12 protein-coding genes are annotated in these 12,496 nt (G+C 48.5%); 5 read left to right on the top strand and 7 right to left on the bottom strand.

The window, feature by feature from the left end; all coding sequences use genetic code 11:
- Nucleotides 1–36 precede the first annotated feature (36 nt).
- Entirely contained in the window at nt 37–1,248 is a 1,212-nt protein-coding gene (locus BUB18_RS09220; RefSeq protein ID WP_083549649.1) for a glycoside hydrolase, read from the bottom strand.
- A 586-nt stretch (nt 1,249–1,834) separates the two neighbouring features.
- On the opposite strand from BUB18_RS09220, the gene BUB18_RS09215 reads away from it, so the two are divergent.
- A complete protein-coding gene (locus BUB18_RS09215) occupies nt 1,835–2,020 on the top strand; it encodes a hypothetical protein (RefSeq protein WP_073080104.1) in 186 nt (61 codons plus the stop codon).
- A gap of 2 nt (nt 2,021–2,022) precedes the next feature.
- On the opposite strand, the gene BUB18_RS09210 is transcribed toward BUB18_RS09215, so the two are convergent.
- Nucleotides 2,023–2,496, bottom strand: coding sequence for an Lrp/AsnC ligand binding domain-containing protein (locus tag BUB18_RS09210; protein ID WP_073080102.1), 474 nt, complete (start codon nt 2,494–2,496; stop codon nt 2,023–2,025).
- 232 nt (nt 2,497–2,728) lie between these two features.
- Here BUB18_RS09210 and BUB18_RS09205 point away from each other — a divergent pair, with 232 nt between their 5' ends.
- Entirely contained in the window at nt 2,729–3,385 is a 657-nt protein-coding gene (locus BUB18_RS09205) for a hypothetical protein (RefSeq protein ID WP_073080101.1), read from the top strand.
- 101 nt (nt 3,386–3,486) lie between these two features.
- A complete protein-coding gene (locus BUB18_RS09200) occupies nt 3,487–3,714 on the top strand; it encodes a DUF3820 family protein (RefSeq protein ID WP_073080099.1) in 228 nt (75 codons plus the stop codon).
- Here BUB18_RS09200 and BUB18_RS09195 read toward each other — a convergent pair whose 3' ends face one another.
- Nucleotides 3,715–4,185, bottom strand: coding sequence for a bactofilin family protein (locus BUB18_RS09195; RefSeq protein WP_073080098.1), 471 nt, complete (start codon nt 4,183–4,185; stop codon nt 3,715–3,717).
- 9 nt (nt 4,186–4,194) lie between these two features.
- Entirely contained in the window at nt 4,195–5,334 is a 1,140-nt protein-coding gene (locus tag BUB18_RS09190) for a ParM/StbA family protein (protein WP_073080096.1), read from the bottom strand.
- Nucleotides 5,335–5,546: 212 nt separating this feature from the next.
- Between BUB18_RS09190 and BUB18_RS09185 the strand changes: the two genes are divergently transcribed.
- Together BUB18_RS09185 and BUB18_RS09180 are read left to right on the top strand one after the other, a co-directional pair.
- A complete protein-coding gene (locus BUB18_RS09185) occupies nt 5,547–5,897 on the top strand; it encodes a hypothetical protein (protein ID WP_073080094.1) in 351 nt (116 codons plus the stop codon).
- A 48-nt stretch (nt 5,898–5,945) separates the two neighbouring features.
- A complete protein-coding gene (locus BUB18_RS09180) occupies nt 5,946–7,805 on the top strand; it encodes a M1 family metallopeptidase (RefSeq protein WP_083549647.1) in 1,860 nt (619 codons plus the stop codon).
- 6 nt (nt 7,806–7,811) lie between these two features.
- Here BUB18_RS09180 and BUB18_RS09175 read toward each other — a convergent pair whose 3' ends face one another.
- The 3 genes from BUB18_RS09175 to BUB18_RS09165 are packed head-to-tail and all read right to left on the bottom strand — an operon-like array spanning nt 7,812 to nt 12,446.
- Nucleotides 7,812–8,834 carry a DUF4249 family protein gene (locus tag BUB18_RS09175; RefSeq protein WP_073080092.1) on the bottom strand — a complete coding sequence of 341 codons (1,023 nt, stop codon included), beginning with the start codon at nt 8,832–8,834 and terminating at the stop codon, nt 7,812–7,814.
- 2 nt (nt 8,835–8,836) lie between these two features.
- Nucleotides 8,837–11,548 carry a TonB-dependent receptor gene (locus BUB18_RS09170; RefSeq protein WP_178372105.1) on the bottom strand — a complete coding sequence of 904 codons (2,712 nt, stop codon included), beginning with the start codon at nt 11,546–11,548 and terminating at the stop codon, nt 8,837–8,839.
- Complete coding sequence (locus BUB18_RS09165) at nt 11,478–12,446, bottom strand: FecR family protein (RefSeq protein ID WP_073080088.1); 969 nt, start codon at nt 12,444–12,446, stop codon at nt 11,478–11,480. The genes BUB18_RS09170 and BUB18_RS09165 overlap by 71 nt, the downstream gene beginning before the upstream one ends.
- Between the last annotated feature and the right edge of the window lie 50 nt (nt 12,447–12,496).

Raw genomic sequence — 12,496 nt, 5'->3', positions numbered from 1 at the left:
AACTAAAAACGACGCTTACGGGCGTCGTTTTTGTTTTTAGTAAGATACCAGTGTAGTGACGCTGGATGCGGGCAGCATGATGCCGAAGGCACCGCCGCTGATCGCAAAGCTGTCGGCCGCCAGGTTGGTGGCGCTGGTAGTTCTGTAACGGTTGAATCCTGCCACGGTAGCGCCGCTGATGGAAAACGGCTGATAGGTATCTGCCGTATTCAGGTTAATGGCTACTACCACGATTTTAGATCCGCTTTTATAGGCGGTGGTGTAGATGTTGGTAGCAGGGTTGGCAGTACAGGAAATTTTGTTGGATCCCGGACGCACGTATCTGGCCCATTGTGCCATTACATAACCTCTCTTGGTAATATTGCCGCTTTCGTCCATTGGGCCGTAAGATCTTCTGATATACCACCAAACATACATGCTGTAGCCGGCGTTCATACAATCGTGAATTTCCTTGGCCACGCCGAGGGCGTCTGTCCAGCCGTTGGCATCATTGGTGTTGTAGTAATGCTCTGTCATCCATACTTCTTTACCCGGGGAGTATACGTATGGTGCAGCGCCGTAAATATGACCACATACATAGCTTGTTTTTGACTTGGCGGTGGCGTTGCTCAGGTAGGTGTCCAGATATGTTTTATTCATATTAAACGGCTCCGGCGCCATTACAGGTGCGCCGAGGTTGCTGCCTTGCGCCGCTACGAAGTCGGCCACCTGGCTGGCGGAAAGCGCCATAGACTCATAGGTCACCGCGATGTTAGGCTCATTGGTAGGGCTGATAGCTGACACACCGCCAACGGTGTTGCAGAAGTTGGCCAGGTGCGCAGCATATGCCGCGTAGGAGGAGGTGTTTAGTTGTCCGCCAATGAGACTGTTGTTGTTCTTCATAGCTGCGGGGGCGGTCCATGCAGAGGCGATGACGCTGGCGCCATAGGATTTGGCGGCATCGATGGTGGGTTTTTCTGCGGCGAAGTCGGCACTGTTAGGAGATACCCTCACGCGCAAGACACTCAGGCCTATGCCACTGCTGGGAGAGAATGCGGTAGTGCGTTGTGCGGCGGTAAGATCAGCAATCCAGCCACGAATACTGGCACCACCAAACCCGCGGATATACTGTTGGACTACACCGGCGTTGATGACGGCGGTCGCTTCAGTGTTGGCGGGATTGGGGTTGGAGAGGGACGACTGATCGGCTTTTGAGCAACTGAAGAGCAATAGGAGGGCAGCAGAAAAACCGATAAAAGTTTTCTTCATAACGTAGTTTTTAAGGTTAATTAAACGAGTAATAATGCGATGTAACCGATTACATTTCTAATATAGAAATACTATTTGACATATCTAAATATATTGGCTTGTGTATTACGCAACCGATTACATAAAAAATCCTGTAACGGGTAAAATTTTGATTTGGTGGGGATAACGTTGGCGGGGGAACGAAAGGTGTGGGACAATTCCATTGATTAACTCGTAGAGCCGCCATGCTGGCGGCTCCTCGCTAAGAGCTCCGCCAAAATCTACCTGGCGAACAGTTGATTTCCAGAGACCGGATAGCGTGGATATAAGCGAGAAGCCGCCATGCTGGCGGCCCTACGTGCCGATCCCAAAGGCATCGGCACAAAAAAACCGTTAAGTCATTTCCATAATGACCTAACGGTATATCCTTCTAATAACTTTCTAATAAAATTCTACTGCAAGCCTAATCAGCACCGCACTTACATCTCCCTATATTTGCTGCACATTAAAAACTAATACCATGGACTCAGATCCTGCAACACAATTTATTCACCTCCTGTAACCGCAACCCCGCTGGTAGCGCCGGTTGCAGGGCAAAACCAGTTTTATGTTCAAATTTAATTTCTTTCAGCACAAATCCACATCTGCCATCGTTAAAGATGACTTCGCTCCTGAAACACGCCCGGTAATTACCGATGCAAAAGGTGAGCAGATTCCGACCAAACAGGTACGTCCTTTAGTGTACAGGCCAGTTAGGTTCCTGCGCAGAAGAAGGAATGAAATGATCTGCTGAATCTACAGCGCAGCGCTCACGTTAATAGGGCGGGAGAAGCTTTCTTCCAGTGAGATGATGGTTTCGGTCCGCTCTATTCCCTTGATATGCTGCAGGTCATCCTGGAGGATTTTACGCAGCTCCGCACTGTCTTTACAAATGATTTCGGCAAACATGCTATAGGCACCGGTGGTGTAATTGAGTCGTACTATCTGCGGCACTTTCAGTAACTGCTTGGCAACACTTTCATACATGGAACTTTTTTCCAGGTAGATGCCAATGAATGCCAATACATCGTAGCCGATGGCCCGTAAATTAACCTGCAACCGCGTGCCCTTGATAACGCCCATCTCATGAAGCTTCTTGATACGCACGTGAATGGTACCACCCGAGACGAACAGCTTTTTACCCAACTCCGCATAGGAAATGCTGGCGTCGTTGGACATTTCAGATATGATTTGCAGGTCTAATTTGTCAATATTTAACTGGTGGCTCATTTTTGCTAGGCGATTTAGATTTTATCTAAAATTAAGACATTATTTGCAAAAATATCAAAATTCTATATTATGTACCAAGAGTTAATTCGTATTAAAGTTTACATAATATATCTGCGGTGCCGCCCAGGCGCTCACTGACAGAAAACATTTTTATCCAGTGCGTGTTGTTCAATTAGAAGGCCCATCGGCATTGCGGGCAAATTGAAACCATTCATTGATAAAAACATGTGGTATGTATTTTAGTAATCATCGCGTTTTAGCCGGTATCGCACTGGCAATTGTTATCCTTGCCAGCAGTTGTGGAACTACCGTGCATATGACCGGTACCTGGAAAGCGCAGCAGGCGCCTAACCAGGGCTATCATAAAATCCTGGTGGCCAGCCTTTCTTCCAACCTTGGCGCCAAACAAACCATCGAAACAGATGTAACAGCAGCGCTGCAGAAAAAAGGCATTGACGCCGGCAGAAGTCTGGACATGTTTCCCCCAAACTTCGACCCCAAAAATGAAGTATCCAGAGAAGAAATGGCGAAGAAAATTCTCGCTGCCGGATACACGGCAGTACTCACCACTTCGCTGGTTAACAAAGAATCAGATACACGCTATGTACCAGGCACACCATATGCTCCTTACCCGGCGTATGGCTGGTATGGCAGCTTCTGGGGATATTATGGGTACATGTATGGCTCCTTGTACAGCCCGGGGTATTATACAACAGATAAAACCTATTTCCTCGAATCTAACCTCTACGATTTATCAAAAGATGGAGTGCTGATCTGGTCCGGACAATCGGAAACGGTGAATCCAAACAGCCTTGCTTCATTTGGTAAAGCGTTTTCCAAAACGTTGACAGACGCCATGCAGAACGCAGGCTTATTAGATCAGCGTTAAGATTACCTGCATTAAAAAATAAGCGGCAGACAAAAAGCAATGCTTTTGTCTGCCGCTATTATTTTGCCTGAACTTTCCTTTCTTTGCAGAAAAATCAGCAGATGGAATTAGCGCAGCCGAATCCGGAATTATTACAACAACTTGTAACCATGCGTATGCCCTTTGGTAAGTATAAGGATACCATCCTGTGCGACTTACCGGTCAGCTATCTCGAATGGTTTCAACGCAAAGGGTTTCCTCCCGGTAAAATGGGCATGCTGCTGGAAACCTTGCTGGTGATCAAAATGAACGGATTGATGTATCTGCTGGACCCGCTCAGAAAGCGATAACTAAAACCAGGAGGTCGGTTGTTCTTCCTCCGGAACCACTACCTTTTCTACCGGCTTTGGTTCCACCGGAACATCAGGCAGCAGTGCCTGAACGGGTTTCCCCAGTTCCTGCACTGCCAGTTTATCTTTGCGTGTAACGCCGCCAATATGGGCGCCTACTTCTACTTCCAGACTAAATGCATTAACGTCGCCCTTTACATGCGCAGTGCTTAAAACCTGCGCCCTGTCAGAAACGTAAACGTTGCCATACACCTTTCCATTCAATATCAGCTCTGCAGCAAATACATGTCCTTTGATACGGGCGGTTTCACTAACGATGAGCTTACCGGTGGTTTTAACATCACCTTCCACTGTACCGTCAATGCGTCCGGGCACAGCAGCGTCGATGCTGCCGCTTACAGTTACAGATGCAGGAATCTGCAACCCTTCCGGCGTAGTAAGGTTACGGAATAAATGTCGGACGTTTATCATTCAATCAGTTTAGAGTTTAATAGTGATATCTTTTTCTTTGGCAGGAATAGTGCTGGCCGGTGATGCTGGTGCAGCAGCTTCGGCTCCCGGAATGGGCGGTGGAGTAGTAGTCACCGGCTTATCCTGTTCGAAGTAGCTGATCACAGAAGTCGCATTACCCAAATCCAGTCCTACGCTGCGCTGTGCCTTGTTGTCGGAAATACGCAGGGAGTTATACAGGTACCCGATACTGATCAGTTTTTCAGGCTCTGGTGCTACTTCTACCGGAATGAAATCCTTGAACTCCTCCACAAACGCATCAGTCAGTTCTTTGTAGTGTGCACCACCACCCATCAGGTAAATCTTTTCGCAATTTTCGAAATCCAGATCAGTGAAGTATTTACGCATCAGTGGAGATACCACTTCTTTGTAATACTGCAGCAATACGGCCTTTCTCATTTCTTTCAGGTCAATACGTTTGCGGTTGGTGAAGATGGAACCTTTCATAAACGCATCGTCTACCTGGTGTTCGTTTTTCATTTCCAGGTAATGCTTCTGGTTCAGCTCCCTGGTGAGGTTACCAATCGCATAGCGGATACCATGGGAACTGAAGCAGGTACGATGAATCAGACCATCACCGGTAGCCATACCACCTTCGATGGTACCAAAACCGAAACTTACGGCAATAAAGTTATCGAGGTTAGGTTCATTCACCGTCTTCTTTAACCCGATTATACCGGCTACAATTTCAGGGATCACTTCGTAGCGCTCAATGTCAAACATTCCTTTTTTGAAAGAACCCTTGTTGTTAAACGTCTGGGTATCATAGTCAATCAGGAAATGTCTTTTGCTGAGGAACTGCTCTGCTGCTGCTTTATAGATATTATAGGTAGAGAAAGGAAAACCCATGGTAATCGACAGTGGCTGCTGTACTTTATCAATGGTGTTGAGCATGGCGGCCTTGAAAAGTATCTCATAGTCTTCTTCCTGCGGAGAGGCGTTGGTCACCCTACCCGGATTGATACCCCCTCTTTTCGCCAGGTTACCTACCAGGTACCAGGTGTCATCTTTCTTTATTTTTAATCCGTTCAGTAAATCTTTACTGGAGTTTTCGGTGTTCCCAAAGGCGGTCTCAAACACACTGGGGAAGCTGGTTGTAGATACTTTCATAGTTGTTGTGATAATAACAAAACAGGAATTAAATTTTTTTGATAATCAGGACAATAGGGGATGGCATTCAATGAATTTGGGCTAAATTTAGTACAGGGTTTTATAATTTCAAAATCCCTGACGCCCTTAATGATAATATTAACACAAAAGATATCGTTAATGGTTATACGTCCTTCCCTTGTACCCATGTTCACCCTTTAGCAATACGGTGCATGAAACTGATTTTCGCCCCCATAGTCCTGCTGCTGATCATGGCCTGCAATAACTCCCGCCGCGTTTATTCCGCACCCGCTATGGGTGCTGAATCTGAATTTGATAACGGCCTGCGGCCCGAAAGACGGCCCCAATATCTTTTTGATAAAAAGACCATGAAGGACATGCAGAAAACAGGAACAGTCAGCGACTACAACCGCCGACAGAACACACGCCCCACCGCCCCTGTGAAAAAGGCAGGTGCTGTGGCGGATACTTCCGCATTACCTGCCGACAGCACCCGGCCATCTCCACAAACAGACACCCTGCCACCACCGGCTGATACCAGTCACCAGCCGTTACCGCTTTAATCAGTACTTTTGCGCGCAGGAATGCTTATAAAATCCTGCTACTCAGATATGATTAAGGCCAAGCTGCAACTTTTACTCTTTCTATGTGCCGCCTCCACCATGGCCACGGCGCAGCAACTCTACATGCCCCTGAACATCCAAAGGGCCTACGACAAAGGGACCCGGCATCCGTCAGGACTCCCCGGCGCCAACTACTGGCAAAACCACGCCAGCTACGATATCCAGGTAGCCTTTAACCCGCAAACGCGATTGCTGGTGGGTAAGGAGTCCATTTACTATATCAATAACAGCCCGGATACCTTATACGAAATCAACCTGAAAGTATTGGCCAACCTCTATCAGAAAGGTAACGTTCGTGCTATGATAATTGACAGAGCCGATGAACATGACGGAGTAGCCATCACCAACCTGCAGGCCAACGGCTCCCTCATACCGGTACCCACCACCACTGGTACCAATATGATGGTGAAAATCCCTGCGCTGGCACCCGGCGGCAGTATGCAACTGAAATTGGACTTCGCCTATACGCTGAATAAAAACTCGCACATCCGCACCGGCGCCATCGACGACGGGGCATTTTTTATTGCTTACTTCTTTCCGCGTATAGCCGTGTACGATGATATAAACGGCTGGGATAAAATCCCTTACACGGGGGCAATGGAATTTTATAACGACTTCTCAGATTTTCGTGTAGCCATAACCGTTCCGGGCGACTACCAGGCATGGGCCACCGGGGACCTGACCAATGCGGAAGATATCTACCAGCCGAAATTCCTGCAGCGGATCGCGAATGCAACGCAGCACGACGAGATTAGCTACATCATTGATTCAACAGATCTTAAAGCAGGTAACATCACAAAAAATAAGACAGCCAATACCTGGCAGTTCCAGGCGGAAAAAGTGACCGATTTCGCCTTCGCCATCACCAACCACTACTTGTGGCAGTCTGCCAGCGTAGAGGTAGATCCGCATACTAAACGCAGAACACGGGTAGATGCCGTGTTTAACCCGGAGCATACCGACTACTTCGACGTGGCACACTTCACCCGCGCCACCGTAGAAAAAATGAGCTACCACTTTCCCCGCTGGCCTTTTCCCTACAGCCATGAAACAGTGTTTGATGGCCTCGACCAGATGGAATACCCCATGATGGTGAATGACAACCCCGCGCCCAACCGGAAATATAGTATTGAACTAACGGACCATGAAGTGTTTCACACCATGTTCCCCTTTTATATGGGCACCAATGAAACGCTGTACTCCTGGATGGATGAAGGCTGGGCAACGATAGGCGAGTGGCTGCTATCTCCCATGATCGACTCCTCGCTGACAGATGATTATGGAATGGAGCCCTATAATAAGATTGCCGGCAAATTTCAGGACCTGCCGGTGATGACGCCCTCCAACCAGCTCACCGATGCTTATATGACCAATAGCTATCCCAAACCGGCACTCGGCTACTTATATGTAAAGGACCTGTTGGGCGACAGCCTTTTCCTGAAAGCGCTGCATCACTATATCCGCACCTGGAATGGTAAACACCCGCAACCCTATGATTTCTTTTATTGTATGAACACGGGTGCAGGCCGTAACCTCAACTGGTTCTGGAAAAGCTGGTTTTTCGACAATGGCTTCCCCGACCTGGCACTGGCGCCATACCGTGTGCTGAATGGGAATTATGAAATTGTGGTGAAACGTATAGGCACCAAACCTGTGCCGGTGGACCTTACGCTGACTTTCGAGGATGGCAGTACCCAAAAATTACATCGCGCAATTGACTGCTGGGAGCAGGGGCAGGAAACCGTGACCTTCCAGGTACCCAAAAAGAAACGGCTGAAAAAAGTGGTGTTGGGAAGTACCTGGGTGGCTGATATCAACCCGGCGGATAATGTGATTGAGCTCAACTGATTCCACCTACAAATCATCATAATACAGTTTGTACACTACCTGGTTGTTGCCACCAACAATACCGAGGCCTCCCATGGTATTGTTACGCAGCTGCACAGCCTGTATCAGGCTGTTCAGGCCCGGATTACGTTTTACCTTTTCGTAGGTGAGCAGGAAATCGTAGTACTCTTTGGTTACCGACTTGATATACACCAGTACCCTGCCTTTTGGCGCAATCGCTTCGATCTGGTTTGAGCTGAGGGCAGTAGCATTGATGTATAAGTTGGTGTTAAGCGGTTTGCCCTGCAGGTTAAAAAGGATGCTGTTGTAATTTTCGTTTAGCCCGCCGATCTGGTTGTTGTCCGCACTTTCATCCTGGGTATAGCACGGGATACGCAGGTAATCATTCAGGAAAGTGGTATCCTTGCTGATCACCACACCCGGCTGGCCTTTCACGGATTCATATAAGTCCTCATTGGCCGCGATGTTATAACGGACACCATTATACGTAAAAAATGAATCCACCAGGGCAGATTGCTTCAGCGCCTCCATTACAATATAGGTGCGGGCCCCGGGCAGGCCGTAAACAGCCAGATTAAAACGCAGTACCGGCCGGCCATTGAGCGTGGTACGCACTGTATCAATCAGCTCCACTTTACAGTTGGCAGGAATTCCGGCGCTGGCAGTAACTTCTTTCATATCCGGCACGTCCACTTTTACCCGGTAGGTTTTGAGCGACTGCAATTTTGTTTTACCGGCATATACACTCATGCGGTCTCCGGGATCGGGTGTATTGGTGAGGGTTTCAATTAAAGTACCATCCTGGCTGAGCAGCTGTACATGCGCATCAGGCACCAGTTCAAATCCATTGTCGACCCCCGTTGTTACCAGCTTGCTTTTACCGATACGTATCTGTGGCGTTTCTCCGGCGGTCAGTTCACTGTACACCACTACGCGTGGCTGCCCGTTGCCGGGAGGGATGGGCAGTTCGGTTTCGCAACCGGCAAGCATTAAAGCAATGATCGCAGTGTAGTTTATCAAGCGCTTCATAATCAGAATTTAAAAGTGTAACTCAGGTACGGCAAGGTCCTGAAGATACTGTACTGGTATAACTGTAACGGATATACGGAATCGAAGTTGAAATAGGAAAACTGATCAAAGCTCACGATAAACGGATTACTTCGGTTATAGATATTATAAACACCGGCATTGATGGTATGCCGGAATTTCGTTTTTGTACCCAGCAGCACCGTGGTGCCGAGGTCCAGGTGGTGCACGGGCCGCAACCTGTATTTATTCAGGCCTGTAAAATAAGGCAGGTAATTAACCTGGTAGGTAGAGAATGGAGAGTAGCGTTCGTCCAGGTACCCGTTAATGTTCTTTGCCCAGTCAACATCAGGGAATATTTGTTGGGGCATCGTGAATGGGGCACCACTGGCAAACTTCCACGTAGCGCTGAGCGACCACACCGGGGAAAGCTGGTATTTGAGCGCCATGGACAGATTATGACGGCGGTCTTCCTTGTAAGGATAGCGTCTCCCGCCATTTACCCGGTCAAACTGCCGCCAGGCCCAGGAGAGGGTATATGCAAATATCCCGGTGAACCGGCCCCTGGTTTTTTCCAGGAGAAATTCAGTCCCGTAGTTATATCCTTTCCCTGCAATCACTTTTTTCTCCCAGAGATCAGAATTATCGAAAATATTGAGGACAGTATTGGTGGTCACAATATCGCTCAGCAGCTTGTAATACCCGTCGATACTCAGGCGCCAGTCGTTGTGCCATTTCTTTTCGTAGGCGAGACTATAGGAGTAGGAGCGTTCCGGCTTAATAACATCCGTACTGGGTACCCAGAGGTCAGTAGGGAGGTTGATCACCGGGGTGGACAGCTGATGAATGAATTGCGCCATGGCAGCGTAGGAAGCTTCCAGGTACTGATCCCTGGCAAATTTCCAGCGCACGAGCATCCTTGGCTGCGTGGAAGTATATACAGAACCCTTTTGCACAAGTGACCCGAAATGCAGTCCCGGCCGGATGATCAGGTGTTCATCGAAAAGAGAGATCTGATCCTCTGCGTACAAATTGACCTCCGACATATAATATTTAGGGGCATCTCTTTTTACTGCTTCCCCTGCGGAGATGTTAGTGCGGTAGGAGGTAGGAGCAAAGTTATGGTAGGTATATCCACCGCCAAAGGAGAGCTTATGGGTATTGCTGAGCGTGTATTCGGTTTCGTTATTGACGGCGATATCGCGTACCCTGGATACGCCAATTCCTTTTACGAACAACGAATCCGAAAAGCTCAGCGGGATGACGGAGTTCTGGGAAAAAGTATTGTGGAACCGGCTGTAGGTAAGCGTGGTATTGGTAAACAGCCGGGGATTGACTACCCTGGTCCACTTCAGCGCTGCCGTAACATTGCTCCAGGCGAAGTTGTAATCATCAAACAGGAGGATCACCGGGTTGTCGCTCGATATATTCATGCGGTCCTGCCCTTTGTAAAAGCTAAGGTATATACGGTTTTTTTCGTTGATGATCTGATTCACTTTGAGGTTGATGTCGTACAGGTAGTATTTGCCGTAATCCCGGAGAAAATTTTTTCCGTACAGGGCATCTACTAATGACCGGCGGAGGGACAGCGACATGGACGTGCGATCCTTTATGATCGGGCCTTCCAGCAGGGCGCTGCCGGAAACAGGGCTCAGGGTAGCTTTGCCGTGCCACTCTTTCATGTCGCCGTCTTTGGTGCGGATATCTACGACTGACGATAGCCGGCCCGCATATTTAGCCGGGAATGCGTCTTTATAGAGCGATACATCTTTTACTGCATCGCCGTTGAAAATGGAGAACAGTCCAAAGAGGTGACCGGTATGATAAATGGGTACGCCATCGAGCAGGTAGAGGTTTTGATCAGCCCCACCTCCGCGTATCAGTAGATTGCTGCTGCTTTCCAGAGAGCTTCCTGCGCCGGGGTAGAACTGCAGCGATTTTAAAACATCTTTTTCTCCTAGTAGTGCAGGATAGCTGTTGAGATAGGAAACTGGCATATTAATATAGCCTCCGTGAAGCAGTACCGTATCGCCGGCGCTGGCATTGATCACTACAGGTTGGAGGCTGTGACGAACGCCCATGTAGATATCCAGCTGGCCATCGTCTGGCGGAGGAAGTGGTTGCAGTACTGTTTCATAGGCCACATGCGAAAAAACGACCTGTGTACAGGAGTCAGGCACCTGAAGGGTATAAAAACCGTAGGCGTTACTGATGGTTCCTTTTCGGGTAACGGGGTCGTAGATGGATGCACCGATGATGGCTTCATCACTGTTCTTCTCTTTTACAAACCCGCTGATGGTGTAGTACTGGGTACCGGAGATGTCGCGCAGGAGGAAGATCTTCCCGTTTACCGCGGCTATTTCAATACCGCTACCCTGGAAGATGGTGCTGAGTACCGCGCCAGTGGTAGCTTCCGTACCTGTTAACTGAACTTTTCTATTGAGATGAATGAAGTTGGAGCTATAGGAAACGGGGATGCCTGTTTGCTGTGTGATCTCCTGGATATAATGTAAAACAGTGCCCTGTAATTTAGCCGGGATGAATTTCCGGGAGAGGATGCTGTCAGACTGCTGCGCGCTCAAAGGCAGCCAATGCAGCAGCAGTAGCAGCAATAAAGTGGTATAAGCAAAGGGCTTTGATTTGTTGTTACCTGCGGCTAATGACAATCGTGTTGCCTTCCTGCGTGTAATTGAAGCCCAGCAATAGTTGTAGTTCATGCAATGCATCTTCGCAGGACTGGTCGCGGAAGCTGATGGTTGCTTTTTGTATAGCGGCTGCATCGCGATATGAATCGTCAATCCTGATTTCTTTGCCGTAAAAATCGGCTAATTGCGGCACAATATCAACTAAAGGCGTGTCATTAAATTTTAAAGTTCCTGTTTTCCAGGCGAGAAAGTTAAGGTCGTCGTTATCGGAGGCTACTACCTGGCCTTGCTGACTTACGCCTTTGAGGCCACTGGTAAGGATTACGCCCTGCTGGCTGCTGGGGTGTGCTAGTCGCACCCGGCCTTCCGTCACAATAACGGTGGTAGCTTCCTGTTTTGTTTCCACGGCAAAGGCGGTGCCCAGTACTTCAATGGTGGATTGGTCCGGCGTTTTAACGAGGAAGGGGTGGGAGGGATCACTGGCTACTTCAAAGTAGGCTTCACCGGTGAGTTCGACCACACGTTTATGATGCTGATAATTTTTGCTGTACCTGATTTTAGCACCCGGGCGAAGGGTTACTTTGGATAGGTCGTCCAATTGAAGGTCTTTGATCCTGCCTTCATTGGCGGCAATTTCCCGGATATCATTAGGTTTATCTGTCATCCACCAGGCTGCTGCGGATAATAATACGAGGATAGCTGCTGCGGCAGCGTATTTCCAACGCATGGTTTTTACCGTTGCCGGCTGGACTGGCTGAATGCGACTTTCCACTTTATCCCAGGCGTTATGGGCGTTGTACTGCCGTTGTGCGGGGATGTTATTGCTGCCTTTCCAGATATTGGTCAATGCCTCATATTCGGCCTGGTTTTCTGCGGACTCCAGCCAGCGGCTGAGTTCCAGGTCCTCTTCGGGGGTAATCTGAGCGGACAGTTTTTTAGTGATCAGTTCATAAATGTAATTAGGTTCCATATCTACAGTGTGCTCTGTCTTTATAACGCAGGGTAAGCTGGCTACCCCCT

Source organism: Chitinophaga jiangningensis (genome assembly GCF_900142605.1).
In the GTDB taxonomy this organism is placed as follows: Bacteria; Bacteroidota; Bacteroidia; order Chitinophagales; family Chitinophagaceae; genus Chitinophaga; species Chitinophaga jiangningensis.
Note: the sequence above shows the minus strand (reverse complement) of the source record. Positions and strands in the feature narration are given on the sequence as shown.

Coding starts and splice junctions, on each gene's coding strand:
- BUB18_RS09220 (WP_083549649.1), bottom strand. CDS start 1,248: ATGAAGAAAACTTTTATCGGTTTTTCTGCTGCCCTCCTATTGCTCTTC.
- BUB18_RS09215 (WP_073080104.1), top strand. CDS start 1,835: ATGTTCAAATTTAATTTCTTTCAGCACAAATCCACATCTGCCATCGTT.
- BUB18_RS09210 (WP_073080102.1), bottom strand. CDS start 2,496: ATGAGCCACCAGTTAAATATTGACAAATTAGACCTGCAAATCATATCT.
- BUB18_RS09205 (WP_073080101.1), top strand. CDS start 2,729: ATGTATTTTAGTAATCATCGCGTTTTAGCCGGTATCGCACTGGCAATT.
- BUB18_RS09200 (WP_073080099.1), top strand. CDS start 3,487: ATGGAATTAGCGCAGCCGAATCCGGAATTATTACAACAACTTGTAACC.
- BUB18_RS09195 (WP_073080098.1), bottom strand. CDS start 4,185: ATGATAAACGTCCGACATTTATTCCGTAACCTTACTACGCCGGAAGGG.
- BUB18_RS09190 (WP_073080096.1), bottom strand. CDS start 5,334: ATGAAAGTATCTACAACCAGCTTCCCCAGTGTGTTTGAGACCGCCTTT.
- BUB18_RS09185 (WP_073080094.1), top strand. CDS start 5,547: ATGAAACTGATTTTCGCCCCCATAGTCCTGCTGCTGATCATGGCCTGC.
- BUB18_RS09180 (WP_083549647.1), top strand. CDS start 5,946: ATGATTAAGGCCAAGCTGCAACTTTTACTCTTTCTATGTGCCGCCTCC.
- BUB18_RS09175 (WP_073080092.1), bottom strand. CDS start 8,834: ATGAAGCGCTTGATAAACTACACTGCGATCATTGCTTTAATGCTTGCC.
- BUB18_RS09170 (WP_178372105.1), bottom strand. CDS start 11,548: ATGAACTACAACTATTGCTGGGCTTCAATTACACGCAGGAAGGCAACA.
- BUB18_RS09165 (WP_073080088.1), bottom strand. CDS start 12,446: ATGGAACCTAATTACATTTATGAACTGATCACTAAAAAACTGTCCGCT.